The 22,460-nt window shown below is 38.2% G+C and carries 15 protein-coding genes, 5 tRNA genes and 1 rRNA gene; 19 read left to right on the top strand and 2 right to left on the bottom strand.

Annotated elements, in window-relative coordinates; genetic code table 11:
• The first annotated feature begins 97 nt into the window (after positions 1–97).
• A 5S ribosomal RNA gene (gene rrf / locus GQS55_RS17265) occupies positions 98–212 on the top strand.
• Between the two features lie 254 nt (positions 213–466).
• Here the strand turns inward: rrf and GQS55_RS20335 are convergent.
• Together GQS55_RS20335 and GQS55_RS17250 are read right to left on the bottom strand one after the other, a co-directional pair.
• On the bottom strand, positions 467–850 hold the full coding sequence (locus GQS55_RS20335; RefSeq protein WP_442872199.1) for a helix-turn-helix domain-containing protein: 384 nt from the start codon (positions 848–850) through the stop codon (positions 467–469).
• 22 nt (positions 851–872) lie between these two features.
• A protein-coding gene (locus GQS55_RS17250) for an IS630 family transposase (protein WP_442872160.1) occupies positions 873–1,896 on the bottom strand; the annotation gives its coding sequence in 2 pieces (ribosomal slippage) (positions 873–1,443 and positions 1,442–1,896; 1,026 coding nt in all).
• A gap of 327 nt (positions 1,897–2,223) precedes the next feature.
• On the opposite strand from GQS55_RS17250, the gene murB reads away from it, so the two are divergent.
• From murB to rpoC, 18 genes are all read left to right on the top strand, one after another.
• Complete coding sequence (gene murB / locus GQS55_RS17245) at positions 2,224–3,267, top strand: UDP-N-acetylmuramate dehydrogenase (protein WP_159821661.1); 1,044 nt, start codon at positions 2,224–2,226, stop codon at positions 3,265–3,267.
• A 1-nt stretch (position 3,268) separates the two neighbouring features.
• The gene (birA, locus tag GQS55_RS17240; RefSeq protein WP_159821660.1) at positions 3,269–4,249 is read left to right on the top strand and encodes a bifunctional biotin--[acetyl-CoA-carboxylase] ligase/biotin operon repressor BirA; all 981 of its coding nucleotides are present in this window, start codon (positions 3,269–3,271) and stop codon (positions 4,247–4,249) included.
• Entirely contained in the window at positions 4,243–4,965 is a 723-nt protein-coding gene (locus tag GQS55_RS17235; protein WP_159821659.1) for a type III pantothenate kinase, read from the top strand. The genes birA and GQS55_RS17235 overlap by 7 nt, the downstream gene beginning before the upstream one ends.
• A gap of 150 nt (positions 4,966–5,115) precedes the next feature.
• Positions 5,116–5,191: transfer RNA gene (locus GQS55_RS17230), tRNA-Thr, on the top strand.
• Positions 5,192–5,234: 43 nt separating this feature from the next.
• Positions 5,235–5,319, top strand: a tRNA-Tyr gene (locus GQS55_RS17225).
• A 64-nt stretch (positions 5,320–5,383) separates the two neighbouring features.
• A tRNA-Gly gene (locus GQS55_RS17220) sits at positions 5,384–5,458 on the top strand.
• 16 nt (positions 5,459–5,474) lie between these two features.
• Positions 5,475–5,550, top strand: a tRNA-Thr gene (locus tag GQS55_RS17215).
• A 97-nt stretch (positions 5,551–5,647) separates the two neighbouring features.
• Positions 5,648–6,832 (top strand): elongation factor Tu, encoded by a 1,185-nt coding sequence (tuf, locus tag GQS55_RS17210; RefSeq protein WP_159821647.1) that lies wholly within the window; start codon positions 5,648–5,650, stop codon positions 6,830–6,832.
• 1,046 nt (positions 6,833–7,878) lie between these two features.
• Complete coding sequence (locus tag GQS55_RS17205; protein ID WP_159821658.1) at positions 7,879–9,591, top strand: potassium/proton antiporter; 1,713 nt, start codon at positions 7,879–7,881, stop codon at positions 9,589–9,591.
• Between the two features lie 303 nt (positions 9,592–9,894).
• Positions 9,895–9,971 (top strand) — tRNA-Trp (locus GQS55_RS17200).
• A gap of 71 nt (positions 9,972–10,042) precedes the next feature.
• Complete coding sequence (secE, locus tag GQS55_RS17195) at positions 10,043–10,426, top strand: preprotein translocase subunit SecE (protein ID WP_159821657.1); 384 nt, start codon at positions 10,043–10,045, stop codon at positions 10,424–10,426.
• Positions 10,426–11,037: a transcription termination/antitermination protein NusG gene (gene nusG / locus GQS55_RS17190; protein ID WP_159821656.1), complete on the top strand. Its 612-nt coding sequence runs from the start codon at positions 10,426–10,428 to the stop codon at positions 11,035–11,037. The genes secE and nusG overlap by 1 nt, the downstream gene beginning before the upstream one ends.
• A 255-nt stretch (positions 11,038–11,292) precedes the next feature.
• A complete protein-coding gene (gene rplK, locus GQS55_RS17185; RefSeq protein WP_159821655.1) occupies positions 11,293–11,721 on the top strand; it encodes a 50S ribosomal protein L11 in 429 nt (142 codons plus the stop codon).
• A 3-nt stretch (positions 11,722–11,724) separates the two neighbouring features.
• Complete coding sequence (gene rplA, locus GQS55_RS17180) at positions 11,725–12,423, top strand: 50S ribosomal protein L1 (protein ID WP_159821654.1); 699 nt, start codon at positions 11,725–11,727, stop codon at positions 12,421–12,423.
• Between the two features lie 346 nt (positions 12,424–12,769).
• Positions 12,770–13,264: a 50S ribosomal protein L10 gene (gene rplJ / locus GQS55_RS17175; protein ID WP_159821653.1), complete on the top strand. Its 495-nt coding sequence runs from the start codon at positions 12,770–12,772 to the stop codon at positions 13,262–13,264.
• Between the two features lie 106 nt (positions 13,265–13,370).
• Positions 13,371–13,736 carry a 50S ribosomal protein L7/L12 gene (gene rplL / locus GQS55_RS17170; RefSeq protein ID WP_159821652.1) on the top strand — a complete coding sequence of 122 codons (366 nt, stop codon included), beginning with the start codon at positions 13,371–13,373 and terminating at the stop codon, positions 13,734–13,736.
• 246 nt (positions 13,737–13,982) lie between these two features.
• The gene (rpoB, locus tag GQS55_RS17165) at positions 13,983–18,011 is read left to right on the top strand and encodes a DNA-directed RNA polymerase subunit beta (RefSeq protein WP_159821651.1); all 4,029 of its coding nucleotides are present in this window, start codon (positions 13,983–13,985) and stop codon (positions 18,009–18,011) included.
• A gap of 114 nt (positions 18,012–18,125) precedes the next feature.
• Positions 18,126–22,334, top strand: coding sequence for a DNA-directed RNA polymerase subunit beta' (rpoC, locus tag GQS55_RS17160; RefSeq protein WP_159821650.1), 4,209 nt, complete (start codon positions 18,126–18,128; stop codon positions 22,332–22,334).
• The last annotated feature ends 126 nt before the right edge of the window (positions 22,335–22,460 follow it).

Genomic DNA, 22,460 nt, shown 5'->3' with positions numbered 1-22,460 from the left:
AAACCTCGAAAGAGAGTCGATAAAAACGTTCATCCATGAACATTATCGACATTAGTACATCCGTGTACGTTAGCTTTCTAAGATTGTAACCTTTTTGTTTAGCGACAATAGCGCTGTGGTACCACCTGACTCCATTCCGAACTCAGAAGTGAAACGCAGTAGCGCCGATGGTAGTGTGGGAGTTCCCATGTGAGAGTAGGACATTGCTAAACTTCTATTCGTACCGCAAGGTACACCCGAAGAGCCCGTTACGAAAGTGACGGGCTTTTTGCTGTCTCACATAATTATACCAATTCCGATAATTAACTGGTCATCATGGCCCAGTCTCGGTGAGATTGCCCTAGGGCGCGTTCCTTTTTCTGCCCACACTCTGGTCGTTGTGTTTTGCTGACCAAACCGCGCTTCATCCTGAAACCACACATCGACTTGATCAAGCGATATCGATAACGGGATCTTGGCGATCGTTTCAAATTGGAATTTTTTTAAAGGTTTCTTGAGTCTCAATGGATTGCTTAGGGTGCTTTGAACGTGTTGTTACCCAGCTTAGTTCAAGCTGGTGTAGTGTGTCGTATACATTAGATTTTTGGTAGACAACACCAAACTCTGTCGCAATATATTCTTGTATATCTTTTCCTTGAAGCCTACCACCACTCGGTTTTATAGCAGAATTGATAACAAAACTTTTCAGTTGTGATAGCTGCTTATCATCCAAAGATTTTGGGCGACCTGTATGTTTTTTTTCTTTAAGTCCCTCTAAGCCATCATGTAAATAAGTATGGATCCATTTATTAACGCTAGTGCGACTAACTTTCAAGAAAGTAGCTATTTGTGTGCGATTTTTTCCATCGATAAAGTGATACCAATTCCGATAATTAACTGGTCATAATGGCCCAGTCTCGGTGACATAGAGATATCACCCTTTTAGTATTACTTCTGAAGCGGTTCCAAGCTTCTGAGCACTTCTCAACAATATCCTCATAATCCTTGAAACAACGGTTAGCTATTTCATTCTGCCTCATCCATGACCACACTTGCTCAATTGGATTTAACTCGGGTGAATAGGGAGGAATATGGATGATCGTCAAATTGTTGTATTCGTCATCAAGATACTTTTGATGCCAACTGGCACCATCCATCAAGACTACAGCATGTCGTCCCTCTTCTGTCGCCTTTGAAATGAGTGCTAAGTGTGACGCCATCACATCCATATTACTTAATGGGGCTACGATAGCTTCTGTTTTTCCATTGGTGATGCAGACTGCGCCAAACAAATAAGCGTAGGTAAACTGCTGCTGTTTGATTGCCCTAGGGCGCGTTCCTTTTTCTGCCCACACTCTGGTCGTTGTGTTTTGCTGACCAAACCGCGCTTCATCCTGAAACCACACATCGACTTGATCAAGCGATATCGATAACGGGATCTTGGCGATCGTTTCAAATTGGAATTTTTTTAAAGGTTTCTTGTGTCTCAATGGATTGCTTAGGGTGCTTTGAACGTGTTGTTACCCAGCTTAGTTCAAGCTGGTGTCGTGTGTCGTATACATTAGATTTTTGGTAGACAACACCAAACTCTGTCGCAATATATTCTTGTACATCTTTTCCTTGAAGCCTACCACCACTCGGTTTTATAGCAGAATTGATAACAAAACTTTTCAGTTGTGACAGCTGCTTATCATCCAAAGATTTTGGGCGACCTGTATGTTTTTTTTCTTTAAGTCCCTCTAAGCCATCATGTAAATAAGTATGGATCCATTTATTAACGCTAGTGCGGCTAACTTTCAAGAAAGTAGCTATTTGTGTGCGATTTTTTCCATCGATAAAGTGAGATACAGCAAGCAATCGTAATCGCATTCTTGCATTACTCGTTGATGAAATAAGCTGTGATAAGTTATGAGTCATTTTAAGCCTTATATTTAAGCTTACATTAGATCACAAAATTATCGGAATTGGTATCACTAAAAAAACAAAAAAAATGCATCTATAAAAATAGATGCATAAACATGAAACACTAAGGGATAACATAACTATTAAGTAAGAGTGTATTTATCTTTTAAAGTTCAATTAAATTTACAATTTTCTTCTATTGTTTACGTATAAAAAACTAATTCAGTTAATAGAATATATTAGTTAAGTAAAGGATCTTTTATCGCTTAGTACTTGCTTTAACTGGTGTTGATATAAATATTAAGTACAATAACAGTATCTAAATTGATTAATAGAATAGATATGAAATCAAGTAAGCAATTTTCTTTGCGAAAAAATAATAGTTTTAATGTGAAAAGTACTTCACCGATTGTATATTTCCCACAAACTCTATCTGATTTAGAGTCATTACCAGATCTATCGTTAAATCCATTCTATATTCTTGGCGAGGGTAGTAATACTCTATTTGTCGATACCCAAGCACCTATTATTATTAAACCAGACTTTAAAGGAATCGATATTAGCGAAACAGCCGATAACTATTTTGTTCGTGCTGGTGCAGGAGAAAACTGGCACAACCTTGTCTGTTTATGTATCAATAATGGCGTGTATGGGTTAGAAAATCTTGCGTTGATTCCTGGCAGTATAGGGGCATCTCCGGTACAGAATATTGGTGCTTATGGTGTTGAGTTGTCAAATTTTTGCGTTGAAGTAACGTGGTTTGATTTTTCAAGCCGTACTGTTAAAACTTTAGATAGCCAAGAGTGTTGTTTTTCTTATCGAGACAGCATATTTAAAAATGCTTTTCTTAACAAGGGCGTTATAACAGAGGTCGTATTAAAGTTATCTAAGAAATGGCAAGCGAACTTATCTTATTCAGGTTTGAATGAATTACCTTCTGATGCAAATGCTAAAGAAGTAATGGACAAAGTGATTAGTTTACGACAAGCAAAACTACCTGATCCGGACCAACTACCTAATGCGGGAAGTTTTTTTAAAAACCCGGTAGTCAGTGTTGAAAAGCTTGCTAGTTTGAAAACTATATATCCAGAGATTCCATTTTATTCTCAAGATAACGGTAATGTAAAGCTTGCCGCTGGCTGGTTAATTGAGCAAACCGGTTTAAAAGGCTATCGTAAGAGCCAGGTGGGAGTACATGAAAACCAAGCATTAGTATTAGTCAATCATGAAAGCGATTACGGTAAAGATATTCTAGGCTTGGCACAATTTGTACAACAAGAAGTCCATAAAAAATTTGAAATACTACTATCACCAGAAGTACGAATGATAACTTCGCAAGGAGAGCGACAGTTTATAGATCTACCAATGGTAGATTGGGATAAATAATATGACAAAAGTAGTAAAAGAGCATTTAATTAAAGCGCTTTCAGGAGGCGACTTTGTTTCAGGTCAAGCATTAGGTGAAGAATTAAATATAAGCCGTGCAGCTATTTCAAAGCATATCAAAGCATTAATAGAAATGGAATTAGATATCTATAGTGTTACAGGGAAAGGTTATAAGTTATCGAAGCCATTATCTTTATTAGATCGTAGTAAAGTTATCGAAGCTATTCCACAGGGGAGTGTGATCCCTGAAATAGAAGTTCATACCTTAATTGATTCAACAAATAGTTATTTATTAAGACGTTTACCAAATCAATTATCACATGGACAAGTATGTTTAGCAGAGTACCAAAGCGCAGGTCGTGGACGTCGTGGGCGTGAGTGGGTTTCTCCTTTTGGTTCTCAGATTTATTTATCAATATATTGGCATTTAGAGCAGGGTCTATCTGCTGCCATGGGGCTGAGTCTAGTTAGTGCATTAGCGGTTAGCGATGCTATTTATTCAGCAACGCGTATTAAAGTGCAACTTAAATGGCCTAATGATATTTATTTAGATGGTGTTAAATTAGCAGGAATTTTAATTGATTTAGAAGGGCAAGCTTTAGAACCTAGCCATAGTGTTATTGGTATTGGTATTAATGTTGATATACCACAACAAGCCGCAACTAGAATAGATCAAAAGTGGACGGATTTGCAAAGTCATAGTGACATTAAGGTTGATAGAAACCTATTGAGCGCTCATTTAATCTACCATTTATTGCAAAGATTAGAGCAATATCAACATGAAGGTTTATCCGGGATACTTGATGAGTGGCACGCAAGAGACTTTTATAAAGATAAGAACGTTAAATTAATTACTGGTGATCGTGTTACTAGAGGTATCTATCATGGTGTTAATGTTCAGGGGGCTTTGCTTCTTGAAGTAGATGGAAAAATGAAAACAATATATGGTGGTGAGGTCAGTCTTAGAGGTGATGAATGTTAGTGTTGCTGGATATTGGTAATACTCGAACAAAATATTGTTTTGTTAATCAGGGGAAGAGAAGTCCACAACAGGCCATTTTGAATCAATCGATTTCAAATGCTTTTTTGTGTGAAAATTTTTCCAGTGTTCTAAAAGTTGTAGTAGCGAGTGTAAGTAACACAGCAGCTACAGACCAAATAAATGCTTGGTGTCTAGGTAATAATATTGTATATCAACAAGTCTATAGTGAGATTAAGAAAAACAAGATTGTCTCAGGTTATGAAGATCCTAATCAACTAGGGGTAGATAGATGGTTGGCTCTAATTGGAGCGGCTAGGCTTTACCCTAATAAAAATCTATTAATAATCGATGCTGGTACAGCAACAACAATCGATTTTTTATTGGCATCAGGTCAACACCAAGGTGGTTGGATTTTAGCGGGTGTTAAATTATTAATTTCGAGTGTTCTATCTGAAACAACACAAGTTAAAGCAAACTTAGAGGAAAAAGAGAGTTTAGCTTTTGGATTTAATACATCTGAAAATGTACATAATGCTGCTTGGGCTGCAACCATCGGGGCAATTCATTTAGCAATATCAAAAATAGAGAATCAAGGATTAATTCTTGATGAGGTAATTATTACTGGTGGAAATGGTGATTCACTTGCTCAATTGATAACACACAAAAGTACAGTAATTTCAGAGCTAGTCTTTAATGGAATAGAAGCTTATATATAGTGGATATTATAATTAACTCAGTTGCATTGGATAAAAAAACATCAAACACGCACTAAAGAATCCTTAAAGTAAAAAAAACATCGATATTTTTGAAATTTGGACTTGCAAGGGACAAAACATTGCTCTAGAATTCGCACCACTTAATGTAGTGCCGACTTAGCTCAGTTGGTAGAGCAACTGACTTGTAATCAGTAGGTCGCCAGTTCGACTCCGGCAGTCGGCACCATTAATACTATTCGCTACTCGTTAGTGAAATAGGTAAATATACTGGAGGGGTTCCCGAGTGGCCAAAGGGATCAGACTGTAAATCTGACGGCTCAGCCTTCGGTGGTTCGAATCCACCTCCCTCCACCATATTTTTTAGATTTATATTTGTAATACAAATATAAATCTAAGCAGAGATAAACTGATAGAGTTAGCGGGTGTCGTATACTGGCTATTACCTCAGCCTTCCAAGCTGATGAAGCGGGTTCGATTCCCGCCACCCGCTCCAATCTTTGTATATGAATGCTGATATGGCTCAGTTGGTAGAGCGCACCCTTGGTAAGGGTGAGGTCGGCAGTTCGAATCTGCCTATCAGCACCATTCCTTAGATTACCCTATCCTTTTATTTCCTAAATTTATTTACTATATAAAGTAAACGCAAAATTAAACTTAATTCTATACCCAGAGGTATTTTAAAATGGCTAAAGAAAAATTTGAACGTAATAAACCGCACGTTAACGTTGGTACAATCGGTCACGTTGATCACGGTAAAACAACATTAACAGCCGCTATCTCTGCGGTATTAACTAAAGTTCACGGTGGTGAAGTTAAAGATTTCGCACAAATCGATAATGCTCCTGAAGAGCGTGAGCGTGGTATTACAATCAATACTTCTCACATCGAGTACGATACAGAAACACGTCACTACGCACATGTTGATTGTCCAGGCCATGCCGATTACATCAAAAACATGATCACTGGTGCTGCACAAATGGATGGTGCTATCTTAGTAGTTGCTGCTACAGATGGTCCTATGCCACAAACACGTGAGCATATCTTACTTTCTCGTCAAGTTGGTGTTCCTTACATCATCGTATTCATGAACAAATGTGATGTTGTTGATGATGAAGAGTTATTAGAATTAGTAGAAATGGAAATCCGTGAACTACTTTCTGAATATGACTTCCCAGGTGATGACTTACCAGTAATCCAAGGTTCAGCACTAGGTGCTTTACAAGGCGAAGAAAAATGGGAAGCGAAAGTAATTGAACTTGCTGACCAATTAGACACTTATATTCCAGAGCCAGAGCGTGCAATCGACGGTGCATTCATCATGCCTATCGAAGATGTATTCTCAATCGCTGGTCGTGGTACTGTTGTAACGGGTCGTGTTGAACGTGGTATCATCAAAGTTGGTGAAGAAGTAGAAGTTGTTGGTATCCGTGATACACAAAAATCAACTTGTACAGGTGTTGAAATGTTCCGTAAGCTTCTTGACGAAGGTCGTGCTGGCGAGAACTGTGGTGTTCTTCTACGTGGTCTTAAGCGTGAAGATGTTGAACGTGGTCAAGTACTATGTGCACCTGGTTCAATCTTACCTCATACTAAATTCGAATCAGAAGTATACGTGTTAAGTAAAGATGAAGGTGGTCGTCATACTCCATTCTTCAAAGGTTACCGTCCACAGTTTTACTTCCGTACAACAGATATCACAGGTGCTGTAGAGCTTCCTGAAGGTGTTGAAATGGTAATGCCTGGCGACAACCTTAAGTTTGTTGTTGAGCTAATCAACCCAGTAGCGATGGACGAAGGTTTACGCTTCGCAATCCGTGAAGGTGGTCGTACTGTTGGTGCTGGTGTTGTTTCTGCAATTCTAGACTAATTGATAACTAATTTGCGCTAGAGTTTGTGTTAGCGGCATTGGAAGTACTCATTGACTAATGTCAACTCTGTGCTTCCGCTTTGCTAACCCTGCATCTAGCACTAAATTAATCCATCAATATTATCTATTAGATAAGTACATTGAAAAGGTCGCTTCTGCGGCCTTTTTTGTTTTTACTGTTTAAAAACTAATGTACATTAATGCCCTTGGGATTAATCAATTAGTTAAAAATCCCTTAAACTTAGTTCAGGTTAAATATATTAATCAACCCACCTTAAGTTGCCTTATCTTTAGTACCAACTACTACAGCTATAAACCCAAATATTTTATTCATTTCATGTTATACCTGTTTCATTAATTAGGTGAACACTTTTACACGTAGAAAAAATCGCCAAACTCAAGGCGTTTATTTCAATAACTAGTTGTTCTAATAATTAAATAAATAACGATGTAGTTGGTGATTTTAACAAGTATAAATGATCACATAGTTAGTGATGTTGGTATTATCTCCTTCTAATATTACTTGGTTATGACTGTATTGATCTAATTATAAATATTTAAATATTGCGTTATTGATTTTCAAAACATACACCATATATAGGCTGTATATTTAATTTACTTTACCACTGTAGTTCAATTATTACGGGCTTTGTATCAACATCGAATAAAAAGAAACTGATGTTATTTACATAACTTTTAAAGGCTCTCATAGGTTATGAAAAAAAATATAATAAAATAAAATATTATGGTGGCACAATATTTGATAAAGTAAGGGTAGGAGTGTTCCTCAAAATTAAAATTTAGCAATACAACTTTAGTCATGGATGGCTTCTAATATAATCTAGTTGTGGAGTACCTAAAAAATCTAGTGTCATACTTATCTTTGCATGGACTATTTTCCGATAGATATATATTTTATTCATCTATCAATGTGATTTTTAATACCAATTCTGTAGTTATTTAATTGATAGGCTAAGTAAGTGTTTATCTTAGATATAATTTTACAATAAATCTTAGCTGCTCAGCAGCTATTAATGAGAGTAAATATGTTTTTAGTTGACCAAATAATATTGCTAGCAGCAGTTCTTATTTTACTTGGTATCATATCGAGTAAACTATCTGCTCGCCTGGGCTTACCTGTCCTAGTGCTATTTTTAATCGTAGGTATGTTAGCGGGTGAAGATGGTCCGGGAGGTATATTCTTTGATAATGCTGACGCAGCTCACTCCTTAGGTACCTTAGCATTAGCAATTATATTATTTGATGGTGGCTTACAAACACCTTTTAAAGCGATTAAACGTGTTTGGAAACCTGCGTCTGCGTTAGCTACTATTGGTGTGTTAATTACGGGTATCGTTACAGGATTAGCAGCGGCTTATATTTTAGATATTCCTTTACTACAAGGCATGTTACTTGGTGCCATTGTTGGCTCAACCGATGCTGCCGCTGTATTTTCATTATTGAGAAATGCAGGTATCCACTTAAATAAAAAGTTAAAAGCAACGTTAGAAATCGAAAGTGCCTCGAATGATCCTATGGCGATATTTCTAACCGTCGGCTTATTAGAAGTACTTGTTAATGGAATGAAGCCTGGTACTGACTTACTATTGATGTTTGTCTCTCAAATGGGGCTAGGCGCCTTAGTTGGCCTTACCGTAGGTTGGCTTTCTATTAAATTGATTAATCGTATTCAGCTGGTTTCTGCTGGTTTGTATCCAGTATTAGTGGCTGCATGTGGAATGTTATCTTTTGGTATTACAGCTAATATCGGCGGTAGTGGCTTTTTAGCTGTATTTATTACTGGTGTCGTCATAGGTAACAGCCGTTTTGTTTTTCAACGCAGTACTTTTCTATTTCATGATGGCTTAGCTTGGCTAAGTCAAATAACTATGTTCGTTGTACTCGGTTTGCTAATAACGCCATCATCATTATTAGATGTGTGGTTTGAAGGTTTATTAATAGCCTTAGTATTGATTTTTGTTGCTAGGCCACTTGCGGTCATTCCAACTTTAGCGCTATTGGGCTTTAATATACGAGAAATCACATTAGTATCATGGGTCGGTTTACGCGGTTCCGTGCCTATAATCTTAGCGATATTCCCTTTGATTTTTGGATTGCCAGGAGCTTCACTTATTTTCAATGTGGTATTTTTTGTTGTCCTTATTTCAGCAACACTACAAGGCTCAAGTTTAGCCTGGATGGCGAAGAAATTAAAACTAACGTTACCACCACCGGTAACTCCAGCCGCCACACTCGAGATTACAGCACTAGGTGACGTAGATGCCGATATTGTTGAATATACTTTAGGGGGCTCTTCTCCAGCTATAGGCCGACGTATCTCACATTTAGCACTTCCTGAACATGCAGTGATGGCTATGATCACTCGAGCAGGTAAGGTTATAGCTCCACGTGGGTCAACACTTCTACAATCAGAAGATCAAATATTTATTGTATTAAAGCCAAGTATTCGAGCATTCGTTGATTATGTGTTCTCAGGAAAACTGGATACTGAAAGTGAAGAACTACCCAATAGAGAGCTGAAAGTTAAAGGAAATACTTGTGTAAATCACATAGGGAATTCATACGGCATTAATATTATGGGGGAAGGCCAAGATACGTTAGAACAAGTAATAAAGTCAACGCTCGATACTGCGCCTTACATAGATGCTGTTGCTCAATTAGGTAATATTCATTTGTATGTGAGAGAGATGGTTGATCAACGCATCATTACTGTAGGTGTGGTAGTTAATGATAAGTAATATCCACAATGTTTGACGTTTGATTTTAGCTTTGTATACTGATAACTATCAGGTTGGATTATGTAAGAAATCCTATTTATTCACCTAGGTAGTTAACTACTTCAAGGCTATTTTTTAAAACGAAACCTAATTTTATATGGGGCTGCTATGGATTATCTTGTAAATATCCCTTGAGTAAACTGATTGACTGAGTATAATAGCGCCTCACTTCTCGAGTATCTCTTAATTCCCAAAAAAACTAAGATTAAACCCGATAAGTGTAGCTATTGCTTTAGTAGGCGTTTTTAATGCTAAATGCATTGTAGGGGTGTAGTTCCAATTGGTAGAACAGCGGTCTCCAAAACCGATGGTTGGGAGTTCGAGTCTCTCCACCCCTGCCATTTTGATAAAGGCTTCGCGTAAATCGCGTTTCTAAACAATTTCACATTTGATGACAATTACGGATAGAAATATGAATGCAAGTACAGAAGAACAACCAAGTAACTCATTAGACGGCTTAAAATGGGGCGTTATTGTCTTATTATTAATTGCTGCTATTGGTGGTAACTATTATTATGGTCAAGAATCAGTATTACTACGCGCTGTCGGTGTTGTAGTTGCTGTAGGTGTTGCAGGTTTAATTGCTATGCAAACATTAAAGGGTCGTACTGCTGTTGCATTTGCTAAAGAATCACGAACTGAAGTTCGTAAAGTCGTTTGGCCAACTCGCCAAGAAGCTATCCAAACAACGGGTATTGTTTTAGTGGTTACATTGTTAATGTCATTACTACTTTGGGGTTTAGATTCTGTTCTTTTCTGGGCAGTCGGCTTAATTACAGGTATGAAGGTATTATAATGTCTGAAGGTTTTATTGAAAATTCTGTTGATGGTAGCGAAGGCGAAGAAGCAGAAGAAAAAGTTGTTAATCAAAATCCAAAGCTTAGATGGTATGTTGTACAGGCATTCTCTGGCTATGAAGGTCGCGTTCAAAAAACATTAGTTGAACATATTGAAATTAATGGTTTACAAGAAAAGTTTGGCGAGATTTTAGTACCTACTGAAGAAGTAGTGGAAATGAGAGCTGGTCAAAAGCGTAAAAGTTCTCGTAAATTCTTCCCAGGTTATGTACTAGTTCATATGGAACTAGATGATGAATCATGGCATTTAGTTAAAAGTGTTCCACGCGTATTAGGTTTCATTGGTGGTACTAAAGAAAGACCAGCACCAATAACCCAAAAAGAAGCGGATCGTATTTTACAACGTTTAGTTGATACTGATAAGCCTAAGCCTAAAACATTGTTTGAACCAGGTGAAGTTATCCGTGTTATTGACGGACCATTTGCAGATTTCAATGGTGTTGTTGAAGAACTTGATTACGAGAAGAACAGAATTAAAGTATCAGTACTTATTTTTGGTCGTTCAACTCCTGTTGATCTTGAGTTTGGTCAGGTTGAAAAAGGAAGTTAAGCTTCTGTATATCAAATGATCAATAAAAAAACCAAAGCTTAGCCTTTGGTTTTTTTATATCTATTCATTAGGCTTATTCGAAAAGTGCTTGAAATTTGGTGGTTGATTAATATATAATCCGCTGCCGCGTTTTTTTAGCGCGACCTAAATCTACCTTTTTTAATTAAAAAAGTGAAAATACGGTTTAGTAAACAGGGAAGCGAATACTGTTACACAGTGATTTGCGTTAACTACCCACAATAAAGGTATTTAAAAATGGCTAAAAAAGTCCAAGCTTTAATCAAGCTACAAGTAGCTGCTGGTGCAGCTAACCCGTCACCACCGGTTGGTCCTGCATTAGGTCAACATGGTGTTAACATCATGGAATTCTGTAAAGCGTTTAACGCGAAAACAGATTCTTTAGAAAAAGGCGCTCCGGTTCCAGTAGTAATTACTGTATATAATGACCGTTCGTTTACTTTCGAAACTAAAACTCCACCTGCTGCTTATTTATTATTAAAAGCTGCTGGTGTTAAAAGTGGTTCTGGTCGTCCTAACACAGAAAAAGTTGGTACTGTTACTACAGCACAACTTGAAGAAATCGTTAAGACAAAAGAATCTGATTTAACTGCTGGTTCATTAGAAGCTGCAGTGCGTACCATTGCGGGTTCTGCTCGTTCAATGGGTTTAGTGGTAGAGGACTAATCAATGGCTAAATTATCAAAACGCGCTCGTCTTATCCGTGAAAAAGTAGACGTAACAAAAGAATATGATATCACTGAAGCAGTTTCTTTATTAAAAGAATTTGCTACAGCAAAATTCCGTGAAAGCGTAGATGTTGCTGTAAATCTTGGTATTGATGCTCGTAAATCAGATCAAAACGTTCGTGGTGCTGCTGTGTTACCAAATGGTACTGGCCGTGATGTACGTGTTGCTGTATTTACACAAGGTGCAAATGCAGAAAAAGCTAAAGAAGCCGGTGCCGATGTAGTTGGTATGGAAGATTTAGCTGAGCTAGTTAAGAAAGGCGAAATGAACTTTGATGTTGTAATCGCTTCTCCTGACGCTATGCGTGTTGTTGGTCAACTAGGTCAAATCTTAGGCCCTCGTGGTTTAATGCCTAACCCTAAAGTTGGTACTGTAACTCCTGACGTAGCTGGCGCTGTTAAAAACGCTAAGTCTGGTCAAGTTCGTTACCGCAACGACAAGAACGGTATCATCCATACTACTATCGGTAAGGCTGATTTCGAACCTGCACAATTGCAAGAAAACTTAGAGTTTTTGCTAGAAGCGCTTAAAAAAGCAAAACCAGCAAATGCTAAAGGTCAATACCTTAAGAAAGTTTCACTTTCAACAACTATGGGTGCCGGCGTTGCCGTTAACCAAGCTAGCTTAGTACAAGCTTAATGTTGTTAAAGTGAAGTTTCATTATTGAACCTTTACAAGGGCGAAATTATAACCTATAATCTCGCCCCTTAAATTTTGGTAGGAGTTGTGTTACTGCTTTTAGATGGAAGTCTTTTAGATAACAATAACATGACCCCCGTCCAAGACCGTAGGAGTTTTTATTGGATAGGTTTTCCTTCTGGATTTCTGATGAAGATAAGAACTTAATATTTCCTACGTAGATGGTGATTACCCAGATATTTTTTCCTTAAATTCTGGTCCTCGCCGTAATGGCCTAGTATGCAATTATGTATTCTAGGGATTGTAAATACCGGCATAAACCCCGGTGAACCAGGAGTTAAAGCCAATGGCTATCAATCTTGATGACAAAAAAGCAATTGTTGCTGAAGTTCAAGAAGCTGCCGCTGGCGCTCAATCAGTTGTTATTGCGGATGCCCGCGGTGTAACAGTTGAAGCAATTACAGTGCTACGTAAGCAAGCACGTGAGAATGGCGTATGGATGAAAGTTGTCCGTAATACATTAGCACGTCGTGCGGTAGCAGGTACTGAATTTGAATGTGTTGATGACACATTTAAAGGACCTACACTAATTGCATTTTCAAACGAACATCCAGGTGCTGCTGCACGTTTATTCACAGATTTCGCTAAAACTAACGAAAAATTTGAATTAAAAGCAGCTGCATTTGAAGGTAATGTTGTAGACGTAAATATGTTAGCTAAGCTACCTACTTACGACGAAGCTATTGCCCGTTTAATGAGCGTCATGAAAGAAGCATCTGCAGGCAAGTTAGTCCGCACGATTGCTGCAGTTCGCGATCAGAAAGAACAGGAAGCTGCATAGGTTATTTAAGTTTATTGCTTATAACCAAGCTTTTTGTATTTATAGTTATTTCAAACAGTATTTTTTATAAAAAGAATCTGTTTATTAAAAATTAGGAAATTATAGTATGTCTATTTCAAAAGACGATATCTTAAACGCAGTTGCTGAAATGTCAGTAATGGACGTTGTTGCATTAATCGAAGCAATGGAAGAAAAATTCGGCGTATCAGCTGCTGCAGCTGTTGCTGTTGCTGGCGGTGACGCTGGTGGTGCTGCTGAAGAACAAAGTGAATTTGACGTTGTTTTAACTAGCTTCGGTGAGAAGAAAGTTGCAGTAATCAAAGCAGTTCGTGGCGCTACAGGTTTAGGCCTTAAAGAAGCTAAAGACTTAGTTGAAGCTCTTGGTACGCTTAAAGAAGGCGTAGATAAAGCTGAAGCTGAAGAGCTTAAGAAAACTCTTGAAGAAGCTGGTGCTTCTGTTGAGATCAAATAGTCTGTTAATAAACAGATTATTTGCCTGAAAAGGCATGGCTGGTGATTTAAACGTCACCGGCCTTTTTGCGCTTTTTATTGCTAGAAAAACATAATATGTTTTTTTAAGAAAACAGTGCATTATTAAGTGTTAGATGACTTTTGATCATCTAGTAATGTTTAGACGTAAACATTATCTAAATAACCTGTCTATGTAGGGATTACTTACAAGACAGATTTGGCCATAACCAGCAAGCTGAGGAACCCCATGGCTTACTCATACTTTGAGAAAAAGCGAATTAGAAAGGACTTTGGTAAAAGTGTACAAGTAATGGAATATCCATTTTTGTTGTCCATTCAACTCGATTCTTTCCGCAAGTTTATTGATATTGATACCACAGGTGAAACCGGTCTAGAGGCTGCTTTCCGTTCTATTTTCCCAATTAAAGCTTATTCAGGTAGCTCAGAATTACAATATGTAAGCTATCGTTTAGGTGAACCGTTATTTGATGTTAAAGAATGTCAAATACGTGGTGTAACTTATTCTGCACCGCTACGCGTTAAATTACGCTTAGTGGTTTACGATAAAGAAGCTCCGGCAGGTACTGTAAAAGATATCAAAGAACAAGAAGTGTACATGGGTGAAATCCCGTTGATGACAGATAACGGTACTTTTGTAATTAATGGTACTGAGCGTGTTATCGTTTCACAATTACACCGTTCACCTGGTGTATTCTTTGATCACGATAAAGGTAAAACGCATTCATCGGGTAAAGTTTTATATAACGCACGCGTTATTCCTTACCGTGGTTCATGGTTAGATTTTGAATTCGATCCAAAAGATAACTTATTTGTTCGTATCGATAGACGTCGTAAATTACCAGCGTCAATTATGCTACGAGCATTAGAATATTCTACAGAAGAAATTTTAGATATTTTCTATGACACAACTAACTTTGTTATCAAAGGTGATAAGTTGGTTATGGATCTTATTCCTGATCGTCTACGTGGTGAAACTGCTACGTTCGACATTTCAATTAAGAAAGGTGAAGTATTAATTGAATCAGGTCGTCGTATCACTGCACGACATATTCGTTCTTTAGAAAAAGCAAAAATTGAAAAGCTAGAAGTACCAGCTGAATATATTGTTGGTAAAGTTTTATCAAAAGCTTACATCGATAAATCTACAGGTGAAGTTGTAGCTGAAGCGAATGCTGAATTAACATTAGAGTTATTAGCAGAGCTTAGCCAAGCAGGTCATAAAACAATATCTACTTTGTATATGAATGAATTCGATGTTGGTTCATATATGTCAGATACTTTACGTGTGGATAGTTCAACAAACCGCCTAGAAGCAATGGTTGAAATTTACCGTATGATGCGCCCAGGCGAGCCACCAACAAAAGATGCTGCGGATACATTATTTAATAATCTATTCTTTGCTTCTGAACGTTATGACTTATCGACTGTTGGTCGTATGAAGTTTAACCGTCGTGTTGGTAATGCTGACGATATTGGTTCAGGTGTCTTATCTAAAGAAGATATTGTTTCAGTAATGAAAACTCTTATCGACATTCGTGACGGTAAAGGTGAAGTTGATGATATCGATCATTTAGGTAACCGTCGTATTCGTTCTGTTGGCGAAATGGCTGAAAACCAATTCCGTGTAGGTTTAGTTCGTGTTGAGCGTGCTGTACGTGAACGTTTAAGTCTTGGTGACTTAGATGCGATCATGCCACAAGATTTAATCAATGCTAAACCAATTTCTGCGGCAGTGAAAGAGTTCTTTGGCTCTTCACAATTGTCTCAGTTTATGGATCAAAACAACCCGTTATCAGAAGTGACGCATAAGCGTCGTATTTCTGCCTTAGGCCCTGGTGGTTTAACGCGTGAACGTGCTGGTTTTGAAGTACGTGATGTACATCCAACGCATTACGGTCGTGTTTGTCCAATCGAAACGCCAGAGGGTCCAAACATTGGTTTGATCAACTCGCTTTCTTGTTACGCACGTACTAACGATTTTGGTTTCTTAGAAACGCCATATCGCAAAGTGATTGATGGTGCAGTAACTGATGACATCGATTACCTTTCAGCAATTGAAGAAGGTAACTTTGTTATCGCACAAGCAAATGCTGTATGTGATGCTAAGAATAACTTAACTGAAGATTTAGTTAGTTGTCGTCATAAAAATGACTTCACGCTAAAATCAGCTGCTGAAGTTCAGTATATGGATGTATCTCCACAACAAATTATTTCTGTTGCGGCGTCTCTTATTCCGTTCCTAGAGCACGATGATGCTAACAGAGCCTTGATGGGTTCGAACATGCAACGTCAAGCTGTACCAACACTTATCGTAGATAAGCCGTTAGTTGGTACTGGTATGGAGAAAGTTGTAGCAGTTGATTCTGGTGTAACAGCGGTTGCTAAACGTGGTGGTGTTGTTAGTTATGTTGATGCTTCACGTATCGTTGTAAAAGTTAATGAAAAAGAAATGCATGCTGGTGAAGCCGGTATTGATATTTATAACTTAACTAAATACACACGTTCTAACCAAAATACTTGTATCAACCAACGTCCAGTATGTCGTATGGGTGAACCAGTAGTACGCGGTGATGTATTAGCTGATGGTCCTTCTACAGATATGGGTGAGTTGGCTTTAGGTCAAAACATGCGTATCGCTTTCATGCCTTGGAATGGTTACAACTTTGAAGATTCAATGTTGTTATCTGAGCGTGTAGCAATTGAAGACAGATTCACTACTATTCATATTCAAGAACTAACATGTATCGCTCGTGATACTAAATTGGGATCAGAAGAAATTACTGCTGATATTCCTAACGTTGGTGAATCAGCATTATCTAAATTAGATGAAGCTGGTGTTGTTTATATTGGTGCTGAAGTTAATGGCGGTGACATTTTAGTGGGTAAAGTTACTCCTAAAGGTGAAACGCAATTAACACCAGAAGAAAAACTTTTACGAGCAATTTTTGGTGAAAAAGCAGCTGATGTTAAAGACAGCTCTTTACGTGTACCAAATTCAGTTAAAGGTACTATCATCGATGTTCAAATATTTACGCGCGACGGTGTTGAAAAAGATGCTCGTGCTGTAGAAATTGAAGAAATGCAACTTAAAGAAGTTAAGAAAGATCTTGGCGATGAATTAAGCATTTTTGAAGATGGTATTTACGCACGTACTAAGAAATTATTATTATCTGCAGGCTTAAGTGAATCAGATCTAACTTCAATGTCTCGTGATAAGTGGTTAACACAAAACTTATCAGATGAAGGCCAACAAGCTGAGTTAGAACAAATTGCCGAGCAATACGACAACATTAAAGAAGACTTTGATAAGAAATTTGAAGTTAAGCGTCGTAAGATTACTCAAGGTGATGATTTACAACCAGGCGTATTAAAAATAGTTAAAGTTTATTTAGCTGTTAAACGTCGTATTCAGCCAGGTGATAAAATGGCTGGTCGTCATGGTAACAAAGGTGTTATTTCAAACGTAGTACCTGTTGAAGATATGCCATACGATCAATACGGTGTGCCAGTAGATGTAGTGCTTAACCCGTTAGGTGTTCCATCACGTATGAACATCGGTCAGATTTTAGAAACTCATTTAGGTATGGCTTGTCGCGGTATCGGTGAGAAAATCAACCGTATGTTAGAAGCGCAACAAGAAATTCATAAACTACGTAACTTCCTTCAAGAAGTTTATAATGTAGGTGAATCTCGTCAAGAAGTTGATGTTGCTAGTTTCTCTGATGATGAAGTATTGCGTTTAGCTGGTAACTTGCGTGCAGGTTTACCGATTGCAACGCCTGCATTTGATGGTGCTGCTGAGAAAGAAATCAAAGAGTTATTCGTACTTGCTGATATGCCACAAAGTGGTCAGTTTACGTTAACTGATGGTCGTACAGGTCGTGAGTTTGAACGTCCTGTAACTGTTGGCTACATGTATATGTTGAAACTAAACCATTTAGTTGATGACAAAATGCATGCTCGTTCAACTGGTTCATACTCATTAGTAACTCAGCAACCACTTGGTGGTAAAGCTCAGTTCGGTGGTCAGCGTTTCGGTGAGATGGAAGTATGGGCATTAGAAGCATATGGTGCGGCTTATACTCTACAAGAAATGCTTACGGTTAAATCTGATGATGTTGCTGGTCGTACTAAGATGTATAAAAACTTAGTTGATGGTGATCATCGCATGGATCCGGGTATTCCTGAGTCATTCAATGTATTACTTAAAGAGATTCGCTCTTTAGGTATTAATATTGAACTAGACTTAGATTAGGCTCTAAGTAATAAGTAGCTGAACACGGGGTATTAACATAATCCGTGACGCAGTAAGGGGGGGAGGTAAGATATTTACCTCCTTCTAGAGATTTAACTCCGACAGGAGAATAGTGTGAAAGATTTACTTAAGTTTCTTAAGCAACAAAATCAAACAGAAGATTTTGATGGTATTCGCATCGGTCTAGCATCGCCGGACTTGGTACGTTCTTGGTCATTTGGTGAAGTTAAAAAGCCAGAAACCATTAACTATCGTACGTTTAAACCAGAACGTGACGGTTTATTTTGTGCGCGTATTTTTGGACCAGTAAAAGACTACGAATGTCTTTGTGGTAAATACAAGCGCTTAAAGCATCGCGGTGTTATCTGTGAGAAATGTGGCGTTGAGGTTACCTTAACTAAAGTTCGTCGTGAACGTATGGGGCATATCGAATTAGCTAGCCCTGTTGCTCATATTTGGTTCTTAAAATCATTACCTTCGCGTATTGGTTTATTACTTGATATGACATTACGTGATATTGAACGTGTACTTTATTTCGAATCTTATGTTGTTACCGAACCAGGTATGACAACACTAGAAAAAAGCCAGATTTTAACGGAAGAAGAATATCTTGATGCGTTAGAAGAACATGGTGATGAATTCGACGCCTTAATGGGTGCTGAAGCGGTATTAGCTTTACTACAACAAATTGATTTAGACGGCGAAGTAGCGCAAATGCGTGAAGAGCTTCCTGAAATTGGTAGTGAAACTAAGCGTAAGAAAATCACTAAGCGTTTAAAATTAATGGAAGCATTCGCTGCTTCAGGCAACAAGCCTGAGTGGATGATTATGAATGTTCTACCAATTTTACCGCCTGATTTACGTCCATTAGTACCACTAGATGGTGGTCGTTTTGCGACTTCAGATCTTAACGATCTTTACCGTCGTGTTATTAACCGTAACAACCGTCTAAAACGTCTTCTAGACTTAGTTGCTCCAGATATTATCGTACGTAACGAAAAACGTATGTTACAAGAATCTGTTGATGCACTTTTAGATAACGGTCGTCGTGGTCGTGCTATTACTGGTTCTAACAAACGTCCTCTTAAATCACTTGCCGATATGATTAAAGGTAAGCAAGGTCGTTTCCGTCAAAACTTACTTGGTAAGCGTGTAGATTACTCAGGTCGTTCTGTAATCACCGTTGGTCCAACATTGAAATTACATCAATGTGGTTTACCAAAGAAAATGGCATTGGAATTATTCAAACCATTTATCTACGGTGTATTAGAGCGTCGTGGTTTAGCTACAACTATCAAAGCAGCTAAGAAATTAGTTGAACGTGAAGGCGCTGAAGTTTGGGATGTACTTGATGAAGTAATCCGTGAACATCCAGTAATGCTTAACCGTGCACCAACATTGCATAGATTAGGTATCCAAGCGTTTGAACCAGTGCTAATTGAAGGTAAAGCAATTCATCTTCATCCATTAGTTTGTGCGGCATACAATGCCGATTTCGATGGTGACCAAATGGCGGTACATGTACCGTTGACAATCGAAGCACAAATGGAAGCACGTACGTTGATGATGTCAACGAACAACGTATTAGCACCAGCAAACGGTGAACCAATCATCGTTCCTTCACAAGATGTTGTATTAGGTCTTTATTACCTAACACGTGATCGTGTGAATGGTTTAGGTGAAGGTATGGTATTTGTTGATACTAAAGAAGCTGAAAAAGCTTACCGTACTGGCGCTGCTGAACTTCATGCTCGTGTTAAAATTCGTATTACTGAGCATATTAAAAATGCTGATGGCGAATTTGAAGCTAAAGTTAGCTTACGTGATACTACGGTAGGTCGTGCTATTTTATGGCAGGTTTGTCCTAAAGGTTTACCATATGATGTTATTGATCAACCGTTAGCTAAAAAAGCTATCTCAAAATTGATCAACCATGCTTATCGTAATCTTGGTTTGAAAGATACAGTTATCTTTGCAGACCAAATTATGTATACAGGATTTCATTATGCAATGATCGCGGGTGCCTCTGTAGGTATCGACGATATGGTAATTCCTGATGCTAAATATACTATCATTGAAGATTCAGAAGCAGAAGTTGCTGAAATTCAAGCACAGTTTGACCAAGGTCTTGTAACTGCTGGTGAGAAATACAACAAAGTTATTGATATTTGGTCGTCTGCGAACGAAAAAGTATCTAAAGCGATGATGGATAACTTATCAAAAGAGCAAGTGTTAAACCGTGACGGCGTAATGGAAGAGCAAGATTCATTTAACTCTATCTTTATGATGGCTGACTCGGGTGCTCGTGGTAGTGCTGCTCAGATTCGTCAGTTAGCAGGTATGCGTGGCTTGATGGCTAAACCAGATGGTTCAATCATCGAAACACCAATCAAAGCTAACTTCCGTGAAGGTTTGAACGTATCTGAATACTTCATCTCAACGCATGGTGCACGTAAAGGTTTGGCCGATACAGCACTTAAAACAGCTAACTCGGGTTACTTAACTCGTCGTTTAGTTGATGTTGCGCAAGATTTAGTGGTAACAGAGCATGACTGTGGTACAGAAGATGGCTTATTGATGACTCCACTAATTGAAGGTGGTGATGTTGTTGAGCCGTTACGTGAACGAGTATTAGGTCGTGTAGTTTGTGAAGATGTATTAATTCCAAACACCGAAGAAGTATTACTTCCACGTAACACGTTAATTGATGAAGCATTATGTGATCTAATTGAAGAAAACTCAGTGGATCAAATAAAAGTACGTTCAATTATTACTTGTAAAACTGATTTTGGTATTTGTGCATACTGTTACGGTCGTGATTTGGCTCGTGGTCATATGATTAACCAAGGTGAAGCAATTGGCGTTGTGGCAGCACAATCAATTGGTGAACCTGGTACTCAGCTTACCATGCGTACGTTCCATATCGGTGGTGCGGCATCAAGAGCTTCAGCAGAAAATAGTGTTCAAGTTAACAACTCAGGTACTCTGAAGTTACAGAACGCTAAATTTGTTACTAACTCTGATAAGCATCTAGTAATAACTTCACGTTCATCAGAGTTAACCGTTATTGATGAAATGGGTCGTGTAACAGAAAACTATAAAGTACCTTACGGTGCTGTACTTTCTAAAATGGATGGGCAACCTGTAACTGCTGGCGATACAATAGCCAACTGGGACCCGCATACACATCCAATCATTACGGAAGTAAAAGGTAAAGTTCAATTTGTTGATTTGATTGATGGCGTAACTATGGTTCGTCAAACAGATGAGCTAACTGGTTTATCAAGCATTGTTATTACTGAAGCTGCACAACGTAGCGCAAGTGGTAAAGAAATGCGTCCAGCATTGAAATTAGTTGATGCTAAAGGTAAAGATGTAATGATTGCTGGTACTGAAATACCTGCACTTTACTATTTACCAGGTAATGCAATCGTTAACCTTGAAGATGGCGCGGATGTAAGTATTGGTGATGCATTAGCTCGTATACCACAAGCAAGTTCGAAAACTCGTGATATCACGGGTGGTCTTCCTCGTGTTGCTGATTTATTTGAAGCGCGTAAACCTAAACTACCTGCTATCCTTGCAGAGAAAACTGGTGTTATTGGCTTTGGTAAAGAAACTAAAGGTAAAGTGCGTTTATTAATCACTCAACCTAGCGGTGAAGTATACGAAGAGATGATACCTAAAACACGTCAATTAAACGTGTTTGAAGGTGAGCAAGTGGCTAAAGGTGAAGTTATCGCCGATGGTCCAGAGTCTCCTCACGATATCTTACGTTTACGTGGTGTAGCTCCAGTAGCTAACTACATTGTGAACGAAGTACAAGAAGTATACCGCTTACAGGGTGTTAAGATTAACGATAAGCATATCGAAGTTATCGTACGTCAAATGATTCGTAAGTGTGAAATTCTTGATGCGGGTGATAGTGAGTTCCTTAAAGGTGAGCAAGTTGAAGTGGCGCGCGTTAATATCGCAAACCGTGAACTTGAAGAGCAAGGCAAACAGCCTGCTGAATATGAAATGCAAATGATGGGTATTACTAAAGCATCATTGGCAACTGAATCATTCATTTCAGCTGCATCTTTCCAAGAAACAACTCGTGTACTTACTGAAGCAGCTGTTGCTGGTAAGAAAGATGGCTTACGTGGCTTGAAAGAAAACGTTATTGTTGGTCGCTTAATCCCTGCAGGTACGGGTTATGCTTATCATCAAGAACGCGCTAAAGCGAAAGCTGCTTTTAACGCACATGAAGATACGAAAGTATCTGCTGATGATGCTGAAAAAGCGTTAGCTGATGCACTAAGTGCAGACTTAGGTTCGTAATACGTTAACAACTAATTATTTAAGGTTAAGCTGATTGTTTAACCTTTAAATAACAAATGTTAAATAAAAACCGTACTCTTTTGAGTACGGTTTTTTTATGTCTATCGTTACCCTAAAGCACACTAA

The sequence above is a fragment of the Colwellia sp. 20A7 genome (genome assembly GCF_009832865.1).
GTDB lineage: Bacteria > Pseudomonadota > Gammaproteobacteria > Enterobacterales > Alteromonadaceae > Colwellia.
The sequence above is the reverse complement of the archived record's forward strand: the minus strand, read 5'-3'. Positions and strand labels throughout refer to the sequence as shown.

Excerpts from the sequence above, each read along its gene's own strand:
- birA (WP_159821660.1), top strand. The coding sequence starts at position 3,269 with ATGACAAAAGTAGTAAAAGAGCATTTAATTAAAGCGCTTTCAGGAGGC.
- rplJ (WP_159821653.1), top strand. The coding sequence starts at position 12,770 with ATGGCTATCAATCTTGATGACAAAAAAGCAATTGTTGCTGAAGTTCAA.
- secE (WP_159821657.1), top strand. The coding sequence starts at position 10,043 with ATGAATGCAAGTACAGAAGAACAACCAAGTAACTCATTAGACGGCTTA.
- rplL (WP_159821652.1), top strand. The coding sequence starts at position 13,371 with ATGTCTATTTCAAAAGACGATATCTTAAACGCAGTTGCTGAAATGTCA.
- tuf (WP_159821647.1), top strand. The coding sequence starts at position 5,648 with ATGGCTAAAGAAAAATTTGAACGTAATAAACCGCACGTTAACGTTGGT.
- GQS55_RS17235 (WP_159821659.1), top strand. The coding sequence starts at position 4,243 with ATGTTAGTGTTGCTGGATATTGGTAATACTCGAACAAAATATTGTTTT.
- nusG (WP_159821656.1), top strand. The coding sequence starts at position 10,426 with ATGTCTGAAGGTTTTATTGAAAATTCTGTTGATGGTAGCGAAGGCGAA.
- rplA (WP_159821654.1), top strand. The coding sequence starts at position 11,725 with ATGGCTAAATTATCAAAACGCGCTCGTCTTATCCGTGAAAAAGTAGAC.
- rpoB (WP_159821651.1), top strand. The coding sequence starts at position 13,983 with ATGGCTTACTCATACTTTGAGAAAAAGCGAATTAGAAAGGACTTTGGT.
- murB (WP_159821661.1), top strand. The coding sequence starts at position 2,224 with ATGAAATCAAGTAAGCAATTTTCTTTGCGAAAAAATAATAGTTTTAAT.
- rplK (WP_159821655.1), top strand. The coding sequence starts at position 11,293 with ATGGCTAAAAAAGTCCAAGCTTTAATCAAGCTACAAGTAGCTGCTGGT.
- GQS55_RS17205 (WP_159821658.1), top strand. The coding sequence starts at position 7,879 with ATGTTTTTAGTTGACCAAATAATATTGCTAGCAGCAGTTCTTATTTTA.